Origin of the sequence: Sphingobacterium sp. SYP-B4668, from assembly GCF_027627455.1 — a bacterium.
In the GTDB taxonomy this organism is placed as follows: Bacteria; Bacteroidota; Bacteroidia; order Sphingobacteriales; family Sphingobacteriaceae; genus Sphingobacterium.
The window spans coordinates 454,968-473,377 of the sequence record NZ_CP115483.1; the positions used below are offsets into that span (position 1 = coordinate 454,968).

Genomic DNA, 18,410 nt, shown 5'->3' on the forward strand with positions numbered 1-18,410 from the left:
GCCACTGAGGTACGTATCGTCCCGCAGTGGCCAGGCCCATTTGGGAAAGAGTATTTAACGGGTTACATGCCAAGAATTGTCGTAGAACCCAGCGTCCAAGATACCCTCAGCACCAACTTTGAGCATATCCAACTTAAAGAACATATAGTCTGGAAATCCACTCGCTCCAGCAAAATATTGATTGGCTGTGGCGGCTTGCATTCCCTTGATACCTGTCCCGGTAATGATGCCGACAGATCGTGATACTGTTCCAGGCTTTTTCCAATAGAAGTAGCCTCCAAGATCGTTTCCTTGATAGTGCTTGTCACCGACGATAACCTGCCCGGATGTCACTGAAATGGGGCAATCGTGAAGGAGTGCGTCCCAGGCGCTATTGGTTTTGGAATTGCCCACAAGGATAATATTACGATCGGTATATTTTTGCGCATCAAACTCTTGATCGGAAATAATTTCAAACGCACCATTGCCTCTGTAATACCACGATTCGGCATCGTATCTCACTTTTTCTATTGCCCAATTATTTTCTGCTTTCGTACCACGGGTGCCGTATACATAGACCATGCTATGGTCGAAGGCTTCCTTGAAGGTGCCATTCCGGTGTGGTCCTTTGTCGGCTAAAGATGGCGCATCTATTATTTTCCAAGTGTTGTTCTCCTTCTGGAGAAATACCGAAGAGCGATTGGTCGCAGACGTAGGATAGGTAAGTGTATTCAAGCTATCAAGTGTAATGGATATGGGATGGCCGATCGTGAATCCGCTTAGATCTAAGCGCAGGATGCGGACATTGTCCGTACGGCCTGTGATGCTATATTTTTCACGATCGCGCAGCAATTGGATATGGGAATAGTGAAGCGGCTGGAGCTGCTGATAAACCGTCCCCCAATAGTAAGAGGCCGAAATGCCGGGATTGGCGGTTTTAAAATCGATTTGATCGACATTGGTAGTTGTTTTTCGGGTGTGTGCTTTGAAATAGTCAAAAAGGGGCTTCCAATCCACACTTTCGTTGCTGTACCAATGTGAACCTCCAGGGTATTCATAGTAGCTAAAATCTGGATGAAAGGCGCCAAGTACTGCTCGCATCTGCCGAGCATATTCCACCGGAACGGTGCGATCGGCATCGCCATGCAGTACATACACGCCTAGTGGCTTATAGTTGGTTGCATATGCCAATACATCACTTTGATTTCCCGATCGAAGGAGTACATCTTCTAACGCATTGCGCCCTTTGTCAGGAACGAGCCCATCTGCCGAGCCGTAGCCCTTTAACGTCGGATATCCGGCGCAAGGCGCTATTGCTGCCCATTTATCGGGATAGGTGGCGCCTAAGAACCAAGTCCCGTGACCACCCATAGAATGCCCTGTTAGATAGATGCGTTGGCTGTCAGGCTGTAGTTGCTGCTTGGCTAGACCAAGAACCTCTAATGCATCCAGACGGCCCCAATCTTCCCAATTGAATCCGCGTGGGCGGCGATTGGTAGGGGCTATCAAGGTGCCCCAGTCTTTGGGTTGGTAGGCTTGTGCTTGTCCTAGGGCTTCGACCCCAGCACCATGGACGGAAAAGAAAAGCGCATCTCCAGCTTTCTCTCCTCCTGTAGCGGGATTGACGGCATAGTACTGTACACTACCATCAATCCTGCTGATGAATGTGATGCGGTAAGGGGTCTTTGTATCAACGCTTCTGAGCGTGATGTCTTTCTGGTCGACGACCTTTCCGCCTTGTAACAATTCCAGCTGGCTAACGATATTTCCGATATCTTGGACAGATGACCCATCGATATGGACCGCAATCTTTCTTGTACTCTGCGCCATGATGGGAGGTACGGAAGTAATCGTTTGACGTCCATGGGTTGTGCTTTGGATTTTTAGATCTTGTAGCTTTTTAGGGCTGTTATTGATGATGACGAGACCAAGTGTAAGCTTCTTATTGTCTCTGCCATGCACAATATCGGGCAATGTAAGGTCATCGGTAGCAAGTAACGCGCTTTGCTTTGCGAAACGGAGTTGTGCGGAAACGTATGTCCCCCGGACATAAAAGTCATTCAACCCTTTTTTGAGACGGACGGGCAATTCCAGCCACCCCATTCTGTAGGGGTCGCCTGCATGTAGTTCGCCATTGATGAGTACCGCACTGTTGCCTTTGATGTTCAAGAGGGCATCCTGCTCCTTGTCCGAATGATAGGATAGGTAAAGGTAGCTGGACCGTGGCCCGCGATAGGAAGTCGTCGCCCTAGGTGTATGACCTTGCTCGGCAACACGACCGGGCCCGGGTGGATTGTTGGGTTGACGGAGGTTACCGCCAGTACTACGTTGAGGCCTGAAGAAACCCGTGCTATCTGCGACTACGGCTGTCCATAAGGAGGGGGTCTGTTGTTGGTCCCAAGGCTTGCCTACTTGAGGCCGGACTACACCCTGGTGGTAATATTGCCATAGGAGTTCGTCTGTGTACAAGGCTTCTCGACCATAGGTATAGGGGACCTCTACAGATAGTCCTTCAGTAAAGGAATGGAGCTGTTGGGCGGATATACACATGGGTAGTAGAGGCAGACTGAGCACCAGAAATAACAATTTCCAGCTCGGATATAGGGAGGCGTGTTTCATTGGGATGCAAGGTTAGGATTTCATATGAAAAAGGGTTTAGCAGTATAAAAATAGCATTAAGTTGTGAAGTTGGCAAGTGATTGTTGATGGGACCGTAGGGATTGGGGTTTAGGTTATTGGAATTAAGTTATAGGGGTTGAAGATTAGAGGAAGAATCGATGTGGAGAAGGATCCGCGATAAGGTGTCTATAGGAGAAGGAGTGGACAATATAGTGTTAGTATTGGGTAATATAGGCGTAAAAATTTTCGGATCAATTGCGTTAATTTAGGGTCGGTTAAATAGGGACCAATTACAGGGATGCTCTAGCTATACCGTAAGTGTGCAAACCAGATATAAGCTGTTTCAAGACTGAGACGTTATCAATTAAAAACATAAAAATCCAATCATGTTAAATAAATGGAGAATAATACCCGTGCTCTGTCTATTGCTGTTGCTGGTTCAGATTGGCAAGGCGACAGATTTGCAGACCAAGCAGACGAAAGTGCGCCTAGATGAAAAAGGGTTTTATACGTCGATTCAGGTAGCTGGAACAGAAATTCTATCGAAAGGTGCTTATCCGATTGTGTCTGCGGTGAAGGATGGTCAAATCATTCTGCCGAAAAGACTGGAGGTCAAGGGGGAGCGATTCATTTTGCAAATGGCTGATGGGGGTGAAGTGGTATTGGATGTGAAGCAGATGGCACACGCGATTACTTACGAAATTGTCGAGCTAAGCAATCAATATAGATTGGTGCTATTTGGCCCCGTGAAAGTTGATCTCCATGAGGTGGTAGGAGAAATAGTAGGTGTGGTACAGCAGAGCGAAATTGCTTTTGGCATCCAGGCGATGAACAGTAAAACGAATGGTGGTATCCCGCAGGAAGCGGCGACACAATATAGTACCCAATTTGGGTATAAGGGAGCAAATACAGAGCTCTCGGTAGCGAGTGTACCGTTCTATAATCTTGCTGCGGTCAATACCGCCGATGGTACCGTATTCCAATTATCTGCCCGTGATCGACAACAAACAGAATATCGGAAGGTACAGCAGTTGGAGAAGTCACTCACGCTGCCTCTCACTGGGCCGGATGCTTCTATTGTGGGGGCCAAAGTCGCTTTGTTTGGGGATGCTCGTGCAGCAATCCTGAGTCGCATCGGGCAAGTGGAATTGGAGCAAGGGCTGCCACACCCGCTATTGGATGGTGAGTGGGACAAAGCGTCCAGATCGGCTATGGACTCCTATCTCATATCCAACTTTTCGGAAAATGATTTTGACTTTGTCTTGGACAAGGTGCAACTGGCGGGATTCAGAAATGTATACCACACCGACCCTTTCGAAACTTGGGGGCACTTCAACTGGAAACCCGCGTTTGTGAAAAATGGAGATGAGGGGGTGAAAGTATTGGTGGATAAAGCGAGGGCCAAGGGCATACGCGTGGGGGTGCATACGTTGACGAATTTTTTAACTACCAACGATGCATACGTGACGCCCGTGCCCAGTAAGAAGCTGTTGAAACAAGGGCAACTCAGCTTGCTGCATTCGCTAGATGCAGGGCAGACAGAAATGGAGGTGCAAGCCTCGGATTTGTTTGAAATGCCATTGACGCTCAATGCTATGCAGATAGATGATGAGCTGATTACCTTTGGTAAAGTGGAGAAAATGGGAGATAAGCTGAAGTTGACCGGATGTACCAGAGGGGCTTTCGGGACACAGGCTTCGACTCATCAAAAGACGACTCCCCTATATAAATTGTGGGACTATCCGTATAAAACATTATTCCCAGATCTGTCGCTGCAGGACGAATTTGCACATCGACTGGCGGATATTTTCAACAAAACGGGATTAAAGCAGATTTCCTTTGATGGTCTAGAAGGGAGTATGTATACTGGACATGACTACTATGCAACGGCTCGATTCATTAAAGAATACTATGAGCATTTGACGGATAAGACCGATTTGATCAATGATGCGAGTCGATTGGATCATTTTCTTTGGCATATACACACCAGGATGAATTGGGGTGAACCTTGGGGAGAAGAGATGCGGAAGGGGCAGGTCGAGAATAGGATCAAGAACCAAGAGTTTTTTAAACGCAACCTTTTTCCGCGGATGTTGGGTTGGTTTTTGGTACGATTGGCCGACCGTAAATTCGAAACCACGACGCTCGAAGATTTGGAATGGGCACTTTCGGAATCTGCGGGCTTTGACTCAGGCTACGCCATGAGCATCAATATGCAGACACTCCGTAAGCATGGACAGATCGACCAATTATTGACGGCGATGAAAAATTGGGACCGATTGAGAAAAGCCAAAGCATTTACTGACGAACAGATGCAGCGTCTACGAGATCCGGAGACCGAATGGCATCTGGAAAAGGTGAATGAACAACAATTTTTGTTGTATCCGCTCTTTATATCGGATCGCTACCGTTGCGATTTGTCGGAGATGCAACCCGGACAGCCCGGAGGAGCAGATTGGTCGTGGCAATCACCCAACGAAGGGACCTATGCTCTGCGTCTAAAAGTCGAGGGCGATGGTGCGATATCCAACCCTTCTTTTACGACGGCGAAGGGTGTTATTAAGATAGAGGGAACTATTGAAGCCGATCAGTATCTCTTGCTGGATCATGAGGGTACCGCCTTGCTAACGGACAAAAATTTTAACACGATCAAAAAACTAAATGTACAAGGGAAGGCTATCTTGCCACAAGGTAACTCAAGCATTGCTTTTGCATGTGATGCTGAGGCCGATAGCAGCCCCGAAGTACTGGTCAGATATAGTGTAAGAGGTAAGGCCGAAGAGATAAATCTGCCAAAATAGTAATGACAAAGAAGCCTTTCGGGAGGAATGGTAGGGATATCGTGAGGAAAGGGGCAAGTGAATGACAGAATGAAATCGACTTTAAAGATGAAAATCCAATTGTGTATCTATATGTTCTCGTTGATGGGCATGCAGCTGAAGGCACAACACCAAGAGCATGTACTGTGGTATGATGCGCCAGCGAAGGTTTGGGAAGAGGCCCTGCCGGTGGGCAATGGACGTTTGGGAGCGATGGTTTTTGGTGACTGGAATCGAGAGGTTATACAGCTGAACGAAGAAAGCCTATGGGCCGGAACAAAAACTCAGGCGGATGCGAATGCTGCTGCAAAGATGCCGGAAATCCAGCGCCTGTTGTTGGATGGTGAGATAGCGAAGGCGTCTGCACTCTCGGACAAGGTTTTGAGAAGCGATCCGTTGAGGATACGGTCCTATCAATCGTTTGGTGATTTCAGAATTGATTTTGCAACAAAAAGCTATTCGCCGAAACAGATTACGGGATATCGCCGATCGTTGGATATACAGACGGGCGTAGCTGCGGTACAGTACGAATTAAACGGGGTGCAATACAAACGGGAGATATTTGCTTCCGCTCCAGACAATGTCATTGTCATACGACTATCGGCCAATAAACCTGGACAACTTACCTTTAGATTTTCATACGGACGCGAGCAGGATGCTACAGCTTTACCACTCGGAGAAAAAGAGCTGATGATTCAAGGTCAAATAGCCGACTTACCCATGGAGGATGGGGGTGATGTAGGCTTGCATATGAAATTTGCAGGTTTGGTAAGAGGCTCGCATACGGGAGGAAGTATGGTGACCAATGCTAATTCTTTCTTTGTCAAAGAGGCAGACGAAGTGTTGTTTTATTTTACAGCTGCGACAGATTACGACTTTACGAAGTTAAATTATGATCGGTCTATTGACCCATTAACACGTTGTCAAGCTATATTGGCCGCGACGGAAGGACTTTCATTTGACCAGGCGAGACGTAGGCATACAGATGATCATGCCAAGATGTTCGACCGGGTGGTGTTCAATATGGGAAATCCGTCTGTATTACCGACGGATCAACGTCTTAAAAAAGTAAACGCCGGAGAAGTAGACTTGGGATTGATCAGCTTGTATTTTCAATACGGACGCTATCTGTTGATGGGGTCTTCGCGTTCACCTGGTGTACTTCCTGCAAACTTACAGGGTATCTGGAACAAGGATATGAATGCGGCCTGGAGTTCGGATTTTCATACGAATATCAATATACAAATGAACTATTGGCCAGCTGAAGTGTGCAATCTCTCGGAGACGGTGATACCTTTTTCGAATCTGATAACGGCTTTGCGAGAACCAGGACGTGTGACTGCTCGCAAGACCTATAATTCTGCTGGATGGACGATGAACCACCTGACGGATTTATTTGGACGGACAGCCATTACGGACGGTGTGGGTTGGGGGACATTCCCGATTGCTGCTGCATGGCTGGTCTTACATCAATGGGACCATTATCTATTTACAGATGATTTGAGATATCTTAAAAGGGAGGCTTATCCAGCTATGCGGGAAGCCGCCGATTTTATTTTGGACTATCTGGTCGAGGATAAAAATGGGTATCTTGTCACTGCTCCATCAAACTCACCGGAAAATAGATACCGGATGGCGGATGGCCAAGTATTTATGCTGACTTATGGTGCAACAATGGATACGCAGATTATCACAGAATTGTTTCAGGCGTGCATAGAAGCGGCGGAGTTGACGGGGGAGAAGTCAGAATTTGTCAATCGATTGAAAAAAGCGAAAGCCCAACTACCTCCTGTTAAAATAAGTGCAAGATACAATACTATCCAAGAGTGGATAGAAGACTATGAAGAGGTGGAGCCTGGACACAGGCATATATCACACCTCTTTGGTCTGTATCCCGGCAAGTCAATCACTCCGCATCAAAAGGCTATTTTTGAAGCGGCTAGGCGGACAATCGAAAGGCGTCGATTCTATAACGAAAATGAATCCAATCGAATGGGAAGTTATACGGGTTGGAGCAGAGCGTGGATGATTAATTTTTATGCGCGCTTGTTAGATGGAGAAGAAGCTGGCGCTAACGTACAGGAGCTTTTGGCAAAGACTACGCTCAACAACCTCTTCAATACGCACCCACCTTTTCAGATTGATGGAAATTTTGGTGGTACGGCGGGGATAGCGGAGATGCTGCTCCAAAGTCATAATGAGGAGGTACACCTATTGCCCGCTCTGCCGTCTTTTTGGAGTATTGGCGAGATGAAGGGATTACGGGCACGGAACGGGTTGACGGTAGACTTGAAATGGAGCAATGGGCAACTGGTCTCGGCGACTGTATATGCAGATGAGGATAAGCAAGTGGCCGTACGGTACAAAGACAAGATTAGAAAGATAAAGGTCAAAAGTAAGCAGCCTTTTGTCCTTACGATAAGCTAGCCAATGTAACATGGACTATCCTCTATGGAGCTCTGATTGGCTGAAACAAGGTTTAATCCATCGGCTTCAGAACTACTCTCGAATGAGTTGTGGTCAAAAACACGTCCAACTCTGTCGTGAATGAAATCCTTGGGCAGTCGACTTTACTGTCTATCTTCAATTACAAAGGATAATTGTGTATGACAAAGAAAAGGATAACGACGATCGCTAACAATGTAAATGTCTTAAATAATAATTTCACTTTTAATCTAGTTTTAAGGATAGATGATGAATTGCAAAGTTAACATTAAATTTACATGGTTGGTATACCTATATGTAGGTATATGCTATCTCCACGTCTAAGACCGCTATATCGACTAAGATTGCCCTGTAGGGTAGTAGTCAATTTATCTTTTTTATAGATAGGATACCATCATAAACTCCGTATCACTTTTTATGGGCTGATGACTGCAAGTTACTAATTAGAGATAGTTAGATTGAAATTCAAGGCTTTTTGATTATCTTCAGACGATGAGAAGGAAAACCAAGCTTAAACCCATATTTACTCTTTTTGCCTTACTACATGTATGCGTGTGGATGGTGAGCTGTTCGATTATCGATCCTTGTGACGGGGTAGCCTGTAGCACCGGACCTCCACGATTTGATGTCGTATTTGTCGATAAAGTGAGTGGAAAAGACGCATTTGAGGAGGGACGATTTAATCCCGGCGCAGTGAGGGTCATCCAGGATAATGGAGGACATGTATACAGTAAATTAATGGACAATGGAGATGGTAAAGTGTTGGCGATTTCCCTACTCAGTAAAGCTGGCGAAGTGAGGCTTACCGTATCGCTGGATGAGACAACAAAAATCTCATTAAAGGCGAATGTGCGAGAAGGGAAAGCAAAGTGCTGTACCAATTATTTTGCGGAGGAGATAGCTACGTTGGATATTCCGAGCGAATGGGATAAAAAGACTGGTTATTTAAAAATCGTCCTTTAGGGAGAAAAATAGAGGGCCCATGATCAAATTGTACGTGTATTTCTACAGAAAGATATTTTGGATAAATCTGATACTTTCAGTCGTCCTTGCTACTGCTGGCCCCGGTCTCGAAATACCCTTCCATGTTGCTTTCCCATTGATCTTTATGACTGCTGGCTATGGGATGACAGCACTAGGCGTTAGCTTCATGGAGAGGCGAACAACTTACATGTATTATAATAAGGGGACTTCGTCATTTAAACTATATGGTACCGCATTTGGAATAAATGTACTCGTAACGGCTTTATTGACAGGGGGAATCTTGATATGGACATGGTAAAAGAATTATATGTCGATTCTATCGCATTTAGCTACAGCTCCAATAGAGAGCCTTTATTGACGGGAGTTTATCTCAAATGCAGTCCAGGAGATGTGATTGCTTTGTTAGGACGTAATGGGTGTGGGAAGTCCACCCTTATGAAAATCATTTTTGGAACATTAAAGGCACATCATAGCTTTATACGTCTCAATGGGGAGAAGGTGGACAAATGCTATAGGACTAAAAAAGTAGGCTACCTCCCGCAACATTCTTTTTTACCCCCTTCTGAGAAGGTATGTAAACTAATCGCGCTACTGGTAGACAATCCTCTTGATAGGGATAAGCTCCTGAGTGGGGATAGGATCCAAGAGATAAAGGATAGGAAAGTCTATCAGCTTTCGGGGGGAGAGCGACGTTATCTTGAACTTCAGCTCCTGATCAACCAACCTACGGATTTTTTACTGTTGGATGAGCCTTTTTCTGGTTTGGAGCCAATCTACAAGACGTTAATGAGTGAATTGATTGCACTGCACCAAACGCACAAAGGGTTTATTATATCCGATCATAATTATAGGGATGTCTTGGATGTCGCCTCCCAAATCGTCCTGCTTCAGAATGGAGGATGTCGCTATATTCGGGATCAAAAAGAATTGGAATATTTTTATGTGCCAGAAGGAACATTTGAGCAGAAAAGATGATTGTCTATTTTACCTAACACGAATAGGTAGGGGGTTGATTTAGATACGGGAGAGTGAGTCATAGGCTACCGACAATGGGTGGATTAGCATACATTTTGAAAGGATATAGTTGGTGGTTCTCTTCTTAATGTTTTCTCAATTTTTAAATATGGGCTATGATATTTATTAGTAGGAAACAGCAATTGCAATTCTATCTTTCTTTGTGATTTTTGTTCGAGAATTGCTACCTATATTCTTAACTTAGTGATGCATAATAGGGTACCCAACTATCCTTGAATCACTATGAAAGCAAAAGAGTATTACCTTGGGACAGGACAACATATCAATGAAAGACTGTCGAACCAAGAATTTTCCATAAATGACTACCAAATCATGGTCGCGATCCGACTACAAGCAGAAGGGGAGCGACGACAAGTCCATATAAGTCTTTTCAAGGATGAGAGGGAGAAGGATTTGGTATTACAAGATGATGTTTATTATTTTTTCTTCAACAGGTCTCTACTCGAGGATGCACTCGTGCAGTCGTTGTTTGAATCCAGGGATACGGATGAGTATCAGTTGACCCTAACTAAGGAGGAGGGAAGCTACTTGGGACAGATGGCTCATATTATCGATCAGTACCAAAAGAATGAAGACAGTGATTTGGGGGCTCACTTTGTTGCCAATATGGTGTCGCAGGTCATCATGATCACTAAGCTCGCGCTGGAGCGTCCTCCATATGAAGCGGATAAAACAGAAAGTGGAGATCGTAAAAATATGTTAGCTAACCGATTTATGAAGCTGGTTAGCGAGCGCCATAAAAATAACAAAAGGGTTGTGTTCTACGCAGATAAGCTCTCTGTAGGTGTGCGGACACTGGCTAATGCAACCAATGAAGTACTCGGATATACACCCAAAGAATTAATTGATCAAGCTACGGTAAAAGAAGGGAAAAGGCTACTGAGCGAAACACAACGATCGGTAAAGGATATCAGTTTCGAGTTGGGATTTGATGAAGAGAATAACTTCAGCTCCTTTTTCAAAAAAATGGCTAAAGTAACGCCTACCCAATATCGCAAGGATAAAAATCCCAAAAAAAAATGATACTGCGCACGAAGCTAGGTATACGAATATGATATTCGTCACAGCGTCTGTTTTTTCTGCCCAAAGCCTCTTTGGTTAAACTGAAAATGGTTAAATTAGTAGAGAAAGGAACAGAAGTCATGGTGATAAACAAGATGTTGGTCGTTTTAATTGCAGTAGGCTTATTTTGTCTACCAGCTCTTGGGCAGCAGGTGACTTTGCGAATTACACTCCATCCTATCCAAACCATCACCATTACACCTGATCAGACGCAACCGCGAGTAGAAGTCAATCCCCAGATTAGCCAAGTCAAGGTGGTCGACTATGATTTTCAAACGCTAATGCTTAAGCAAATCGACAAAAGTCGACAGGAAACCCCAGCTTATCGTGAACCGTATCTCGATCGACTCCGTGGCTATATGCAAAAGGAGATGAAAGAGAGACCGGACAATCAAAGAGAGATAGCGAAACTGGTCGTTTATCACGCCGAGACTCGGTAATATTAAGCAGGGCAAAATCTTTTTAAGCTCTTATTTGTCATCCCAATCTCCCAAATCTAAGTGTTTGAACATTTACTTGTAGTGGAAGTTCTACAAATAAATCCATATACCGAATTCTATATGTCAATTTCCATTTTTCATAGTTTTTTGTTCGGTTTCCGCGCCTACTTTTGTCATAACATTAACGCAAAAGAATCATTACAATGAAAAAAATTTTAACAGTAGCGGCCATTTTGGGATTCGCATTTTCAGCAAAAGCACAAACAGAAGTAACCCTTAATGTGAAGCTGCACCCCATCCAAACATTAGTAGTTACGGGAGCAAATACGGTTGATTTGAACTACATAACGAAAGATAATTACAAAGACGGGGTTAATGCGAAAATGACGAAACATCTTCAAGTATATAGTACAGGCGGGTTTGAAGTGAGTGTTAAATCAAAAGAAGCTGCTTTGCAAGGCAAGAATGGAACTATCGACGCCAATACCATCAATATCACAGCAAGTAATGCAAGTAAAAACGCAACTGATATCAAAGTGAATAGTGTACAACTAACAAACGCTGGGAACATCTTGGTGTCTAGTGTGAAAGGTGGGACCGATCTTGAATTTGATGTAGACTATAAGGGCGCAGGTGCTAATGCTTATGTGAACAAGTATTTTAATACCGAAAATCCTACTGTCTACACGACACAAGTACAATATTCGATTGTTGCGAAATAAGGACCATGCACTTGGGCAAAAAAAGTAACATTTTCCAGCGCTAAAACCAGGTTTCCAGAAGCCTGGTTTTAGTATTTAAAAGAATGACGGCTGCTATTTATCGATTTCAAAATCGTAGTTCTAGGACTGACAAATGACCCAGTATTCCTATCGCGATAGGAATTAAGGAAAGAAAGAATAAATTTGGTTGTTCGCGTAGAATTAAAATTGGTTATAAAAGCAAAGTTATCTAAGTTTGAATATACGTAACCGACCGCCATCTCGACGATCGGTACAGGCACTACTACTATGAAACATTATCACATACTTATCCTTGGCATTATTTGCAGCATCGTTACCACTGTCCACGCACAGACAGGTCTATCAGTAACTCCACCAAGAGTATATTTCACTGCTGGGCCGGGAGAGGCGGTTAAGCAGCAGATACAAGTGACCAATGTGAGCAAGAGTAATGTGTTGGACTTGGCCTTGTCTCTTAATGACTGGCAGTATGATAGGCTAGGAGAAAATGAAATCTTGCCACCCGACAGTTTGCAAACTTCCTGCGCAGGTTGGATAGGGTTGGGCGAGCAAACATATTTTTCTCTACAACCCGGAGAAAAGAAAGATATAGAAATCACAGTGCAGCGCCCCACGAATACTGGGGATATAGATGTGTATACCGCGATGCTGTTTGTCTCCCAAATCAATCCCGTGGATGATGTCGATGCAACAGGTGCGCAGATTAAAGTTTCTGTACGATCGGGCATCAAATTGTTTGTCCGATCTGCCAAACCTCGAAACGTACAGTTAAATATCGAGCATGCCAAATTTGACAAGACAAATGGTCTGCTGGAGCTGAGATTTAAGAATGAGGGAGACGTGTGGTCTAACGGTGACGTTGTTTCCAATTTATTGAATACCGATAATGGTGCCGAGCTTAAATTGGAAAACCAAGTATTCTATACCATGCCAGGGGATACGAGGACATTATATATTCCTGTAAAAAAGGATTTGACTGCTGGAAATTATATCGCTACGGTCATGCTGGATGCTGGTGATGACTATGTGGAAGCTGCCGAAATATCCTTTGTATATGAATAGGCTGTGTTTTAGTCAAATAATCTAGATGTATACGCTAATCGGAAAGGAGCAAGTATATGGACAATAGGATAATGAAGGGTGTCATGATAGCGGTACTCTATCTGAGTATGGGTACTATGGTGTGTGCTCAACTTCGGTTTGAGAAAAATAGCAGCAGCAATTATATTAGTGTAAATAGCTATAGCGGAGCGGTAAATAACGATGGCTATGTCTTTAAATTTGCGTATAGCGGTACACAATTGAATGTACCCAACTGGAAAATAACCGTACGTCCAGCGGGACCCGCATATTCTCAAGATCGTACCAAAATATTCCCTTCGGATAAGATTGGGTTTCGGATCAGGCAGACTGCTGGTACTTCTAATGCGGCGATACCCTCGGCTTCTGAAATCGGAATACCGCCATTAGTGATGTTGTTGCCTGGACAGGAGACATTTTTGGTTCCGAATGCGCAACGTCCATTATTTTTCAATTCGACATATAATGGTTACTACGAGCTGCGACTGCAGTATGATTTTTTAATACAGGGAGGAAGTTATCTTGCCGATTATCAGAATGATCGAGATCCTTATACACAGATGCGCTATGATATCCCCATGCAATTTACTGCTTACGGCACCAATAACGAGATTATCGCTTCTTTTACGCATACGTATCAGTTGGATGTATTTAGACTTACCGGGGTGCCGCCATTGGAAAATCAATTTAGTCTTCAGGTAGGGGGGGCTGCGCAAAATGGACTGCTGGAGTTTAGAAATGCTGCTGACTATGCTAACGGGCAAGATGTAGTATATCCAAATGCTTTGTCGGTCTCGTCAAATATTGGTTACCAACTTACTGTGCGGTCTGTTCAGCCTGCATTTTCCTCGATCAGTGGCGGTACGCTTCCGTTAGATATTGCAAGGGTGCAATTGATCCCTGCCGCAAATACGCAGGCTTCCCCAAGGACGGTGACCTTACAGTCAAATGCACAAACCGTAGCCACTGGAGCTTCAACGCAACTCCAACAGCGATTTTTTGATATTCGCTACTTCACGGTGAACGGTGATCGTAGGCTTATGGAAGCTGCTCCACAATTGTATTCGACAACCCTACAATATCAAATTACACCTTTATAAGTCTTGACTTTGTTTCGCTATCATCACTTGGGATTAAGGTTCATCATGTTGTTCTTGATGGGCATGCAGCTGATGCTAATGGATGCTGTTGCGCAATCCCAGTCTGTTACTATACAGGTTAAAGAGAAGGAAGCACAGGGCGGAAAACTTCGTATGGCTACCGCTGAGGTTCGAAATTCAGGTACAGTAGATTTTGAAGGCTATATAAAAGTGGATGCAAATGGAACTTTCCGGACACTCTCTGAAGACAACATCCCAATCCGGGTGTTGGCTGGAAAAACAAAATTTATCCCGATTCAATTGTATCCAACAAAAATGGCGAGTGCGGGTGAGCACCCCATACTGTATCAACTTATCGATGCAAAAACGGATAGGGTGACAGCTCAAACCGAGACCTCGGTCAAAATCACGGAGGTGATGAACTTACGGGTATGGACGGTGGCACCCGTTATACAAGTGACCAACCCCATGGATTCGGTGAAGATACCTATAGTCGTGACGAATGGTGGAAATACCGAGCGCCAATTTAGTCTAGTCTTTACGCTTCCTGCTTATATGGGGGGGCAGCATATCTTTGAATTGAAGGGGAAGGTAAAAGCTCGACAAGATACAAGCTATACATTTGCCTTTATGCTCAATAAACAGTTGTTGGATCAGACACAGTTTCAAGTACAGGTAGCGGCACTGGCAGAAGGAGACAAACAACTTTTGTCCAACACCCGGGTATCTGTCGAGCTGGTGAAAAGTGCGCGTTCCTATACCGACCTGTTTGTCAATGATCGCTATTATAACTTTGGTCAACAGAACTCCCTGAGTTTAAGTATGCGGATGTTGGGCGAGCATAATTATGCCTACCAATTGATAGGTGCACATGCCTTTAACCTGCCTGCAGGAAGTATGGCGGTCAGAGGCAATGTATACAAATCGAATCTACAGTCCGAGCTCTATAGCTCGGGTACTGCAATCCAATATAACTACCGGAATATGCAAGTGGAGGCGGGTAGTATCACAGAAATGTACGAAGTAAGTACCTACGGGAGAGGTGTGAAAGGTAAATGGACAGATGATAGCGGTAATCATACATGGAGCGTGGGGGTGGTGGATAATGAATTCAATCTTTTCAGCGCTACACCTCTTTTTAAAAATGGATATACTGTTTTTGCGGAGGGGCGTATAGGAGCCAACAATAGTCAACGGGGGGCTGCTTTACAATATATCTTTAAAGACGATCCTTTTGAAGCAGCAAAGCATCATATAGCAGGTACATCCTATAAGGCATTTATGGGACGTCATATTCGATATGACGCCAAATTGTGGGGAGGAGCAAGTCGCTATGACAATCGAAACGCGTTGCAACCGTCAGTTGCACTAGAGGTAAGTGGTCAAGGGGATTGGGAGAAATGGAAATGGAACGGTAATTATTTTTATAGTAGCCCCTATTTTCCAGGAAATAGGAGGGGTATGATAGCTGTAAATCAGCAGCTGTATCGAAAAATAAATGCACAGCGTAGTTGGTGGACCAACTTTTATATCAATCATTACAAGCCTAAGTCGCATGTGCTGGAATTGGACATGGTCAATACACAAATGCAAGGACAGGTTGCTGGCCAATTGCCCAATATGGGGGCTATATCGACTACGGTTGGTGTAATCGGCCAATTGGAGAAGACCAATATGCTGTACAATGTTGAAAATCCATCAATACCTCTTGATGCAACGTTGAAATCGCTACGCGCACTGGAGGAGTTTACCATCTGGTCAGCTAATAGACATCATTCGGCGAGTCTGTTGCTGGAAAATGGATTGGTCTATTATCCAAATGCTGAAAAGCCGAAGTTTCAAGGAAAAGCAGCCGCCTCTTATCGATTTAAAAGCCTATCAGTCCAAGGGTCGTATCAGTATGGGGCTTACTACCTCTCTGAGTATAGTAATGCGCAACTTCAGCATATAAATTTTAGAAGGGTACAAATCAACGCCAATTATTATAAAAGCTTTTTTGATGAACGACTATCCACTAATCTCGGAATTAATTATTATAAGGACTTTGGATTCAATACTGCCCCATCGGGATATGCCAATGTAAATTACAAAGCGTTTAAAAAACTGGAAATATATGCGAATACTTCTGTATATCAGTATAGTTTCATGGGCTATAGTGGGCGGGTAATCAAGCAAGCAGAGTTGGGTGTACGAATCAATTTTAAGAATAAGGCAATCTCTCCTGATAAAAAAGGGAAGTTGATACTTCAGTATTTTTATGACGACAATGGAAATGGTAGAAAGGATGAAGGAGAGAAATTTGCCTCAGGGGTGTTGGCGAGCGTTAACGATATTGTATTTATCAGTGACAATAATGGACAAGTAATCTTTTCGGCCATGCCCTATGGGGAGTATAATTTGGATGGGGGCACGTTAAAGGAATGGTTTTTTGATGCGCAAAAGACGGTGGTGAATCAACGTAAGAATATGCGGATGATACCGATGCAACAATCTGGAAGTGTGACTGGAAAAGTAGCCTATAGTTACAACGGGAGCATTGCTAAGGACATACAGTTGAAATATGCGGGAATCACGGCAATTATCCAAAAAGAAGATTTCAAGCGTAATGTAGTCACGGATAACTTTGGTAATTTTTCCTATTTTCTACCCACAGGTGTATACACCATCACACTTCATGTAAGCTCGCTACCTGAGGATGTAATCTGCAGCAATCCTAAATTGGAGTTTACAGTAGCATCTGGTAAAATAACTACCCTGCCTGCGTTCAATTTGGAAGTGAAGAGTAAGAAGATGAATATCAAGCGATTTGACTAAAGAGGCTAGGACTGGACTCCTGTGTATAGAGAAATGGAGATTATACAATTTCGAGAACCTCCATTTTTACATGGATACGATTGTTGGTTAACCGACCGCGATGAATTCTTTGCTTGGATTGCTATTGGTCAATAACTCGTGATTACGAATCGTGCAGGTTTTTAATAAATCTTGAAGTGGATATCTAGCCGCAACCTCTTTGATGGCCGCAAGATGCTTCTCATGATGTATGTCGGTACCGACAAAATCATATAAACCAGATTTGATTAAGGTCAAAGCGGTCGTCTTCACATTGCTTCCATAGTACCTGGAGACGGATAGTATGTTGAGTTGGAGAGCACAACCCGCATCCTTAATCTGCTTGAATATCTTAAAGTTTTGCTGATAATAGTTATAGCGTTCAGGATGTGCCAAAATAGGTTTGTATCCCATGGACTGGATATCCATAATTGTCCTAAATAGAGATTTGGATTCGGCTAAATAGGACATTTCTATTAACACATAATCGTTGGGCATAGTACAAAGCTTATTGTCAGCGACTAATACATCCAAGCCTTGATCAATCATGTGCTCTGCAGCATAGTGCAGCTGTACCTTTGACTCGCGTGACGTGAGCGTTGCCTTCAATTTTTTGTAAGCGTCTTCAATCGTTTGCTTGGTATTGGGATATACGCCATCCATAATATGGGGCGTACAGATAAATTTATGCAGCCCAAGCTCTTGTAGGCCTTCGATAAGTTGGATAGATTGCTCAATAGATTTGCTGCCATCATCAATTGCTGGGAGAAGATGGTTGTGCATGTCAATGCCTAAAAATGCTAAGGCATCATGATGGTGGAGTGTCTTTTTTTTACGGAATAGCTTGGACAGTAGATTCATACTCGTTTTTAAAAATGTTGTACAGTTATATTACGTAACGGCTATTTGTTAACATATGCTACAATATTATTTGTTATTTATAAATATTGGACACTACAAATATAAATCAAATACTTGATACTTAGTGGTGACATATAATTTATGTTTCATTATAAGGTAAAAAAATTAATACAATCCTTATTGTTTCCGTTTCTTTGGTAAAACCTGTTCAAAAATGCTGTTTAATAGTCAAAAAGTATGCTGTCTCTTGCCGAATTATACAATACAATATCTGTATGTAAAACAAGACGTCGGACGAATAGTTTTTCTATAGCAAATAGTTTTCCAGAATTATTTTAGGATGACGTTTCATTTTTGGAATAATACTTGTACGGATGCGATTATCATACTAAGCTATAGAAGAGAATCGAA

Annotated in this window: 13 protein-coding genes; 11 read left to right on the forward strand and 2 right to left on the reverse strand. The window is 43.5% G+C overall.

The features are described 5' to 3' along the window. Positions 1-54: 54 nt before the first annotated feature. Entirely contained in the window at positions 55-2,598 is a 2,544-nt protein-coding gene (locus tag OQ289_RS01940) for a prolyl oligopeptidase family serine peptidase (RefSeq protein WP_270089193.1), read from the reverse strand. Between the two features lie 386 nt (positions 2,599-2,984). On the opposite strand from OQ289_RS01940, the gene OQ289_RS01945 reads away from it, so the two are divergent. The 11 genes from OQ289_RS01945 (at position 2,985) to OQ289_RS01995 (ending at position 17,120) form a co-directional block, all read left to right on the forward strand. After that, positions 2,985-5,399 (forward strand): hypothetical protein, encoded by a 2,415-nt coding sequence (locus tag OQ289_RS01945; protein WP_270089194.1) that lies wholly within the window; start codon positions 2,985-2,987, stop codon positions 5,397-5,399. An 87-nt stretch (positions 5,400-5,486) separates the two neighbouring features. Next, positions 5,487-7,844 (forward strand): glycoside hydrolase family 95 protein, encoded by a 2,358-nt coding sequence (locus OQ289_RS01950; RefSeq protein ID WP_270089195.1) that lies wholly within the window; start codon positions 5,487-5,489, stop codon positions 7,842-7,844. 510 nt (positions 7,845-8,354) lie between these two features. Beyond that, positions 8,355-8,825 (forward strand): hypothetical protein, encoded by a 471-nt coding sequence (locus OQ289_RS01955; protein WP_270089196.1) that lies wholly within the window; start codon positions 8,355-8,357, stop codon positions 8,823-8,825. Between the two features lie 19 nt (positions 8,826-8,844). After that, positions 8,845-9,144 (forward strand): hypothetical protein, encoded by a 300-nt coding sequence (locus tag OQ289_RS01960; RefSeq protein WP_270089197.1) that lies wholly within the window; start codon positions 8,845-8,847, stop codon positions 9,142-9,144. Continuing rightward, positions 9,138-9,821 carry an ATP-binding cassette domain-containing protein gene (locus OQ289_RS01965; protein WP_270089198.1) on the forward strand — a complete coding sequence of 228 codons (684 nt, stop codon included), beginning with the start codon at positions 9,138-9,140 and terminating at the stop codon, positions 9,819-9,821. The genes OQ289_RS01960 and OQ289_RS01965 overlap by 7 nt, the downstream gene beginning before the upstream one ends. Positions 9,822-10,103: 282 nt before the next feature. Continuing rightward, entirely contained in the window at positions 10,104-10,904 is an 801-nt protein-coding gene (locus OQ289_RS01970; RefSeq protein WP_270089199.1) for a helix-turn-helix domain-containing protein, read from the forward strand. 86 nt (positions 10,905-10,990) lie between these two features. Further along, on the forward strand, positions 10,991-11,383 hold the full coding sequence (locus OQ289_RS01975) for a hypothetical protein (RefSeq protein ID WP_270089200.1): 393 nt from the start codon (positions 10,991-10,993) through the stop codon (positions 11,381-11,383). Between the two features lie 203 nt (positions 11,384-11,586). Then, positions 11,587-12,105 carry a hypothetical protein gene (locus tag OQ289_RS01980; protein WP_270089201.1) on the forward strand — a complete coding sequence of 173 codons (519 nt, stop codon included), beginning with the start codon at positions 11,587-11,589 and terminating at the stop codon, positions 12,103-12,105. A gap of 288 nt (positions 12,106-12,393) precedes the next feature. Further along, positions 12,394-13,188 carry a fimbrial biogenesis chaperone gene (locus tag OQ289_RS01985; RefSeq protein WP_270089202.1) on the forward strand — a complete coding sequence of 265 codons (795 nt, stop codon included), beginning with the start codon at positions 12,394-12,396 and terminating at the stop codon, positions 13,186-13,188. Between the two features lie 56 nt (positions 13,189-13,244). Next, the gene (locus tag OQ289_RS01990; protein ID WP_270089203.1) at positions 13,245-14,306 is read left to right on the forward strand and encodes a hypothetical protein; all 1,062 of its coding nucleotides are present in this window, start codon (positions 13,245-13,247) and stop codon (positions 14,304-14,306) included. A 45-nt stretch (positions 14,307-14,351) separates the two neighbouring features. Beyond that, positions 14,352-17,120 (forward strand): COG1470 family protein, encoded by a 2,769-nt coding sequence (locus OQ289_RS01995; RefSeq protein ID WP_270089204.1) that lies wholly within the window; start codon positions 14,352-14,354, stop codon positions 17,118-17,120. A gap of 87 nt (positions 17,121-17,207) precedes the next feature. Here OQ289_RS01995 and OQ289_RS02000 read toward each other — a convergent pair whose 3' ends face one another. Then, the gene (locus OQ289_RS02000; RefSeq protein WP_270089205.1) at positions 17,208-17,999 is read right to left on the reverse strand and encodes a tyrosine-protein phosphatase; all 792 of its coding nucleotides are present in this window, start codon (positions 17,997-17,999) and stop codon (positions 17,208-17,210) included. Positions 18,000-18,410: the final 411 nt, after the last annotated feature.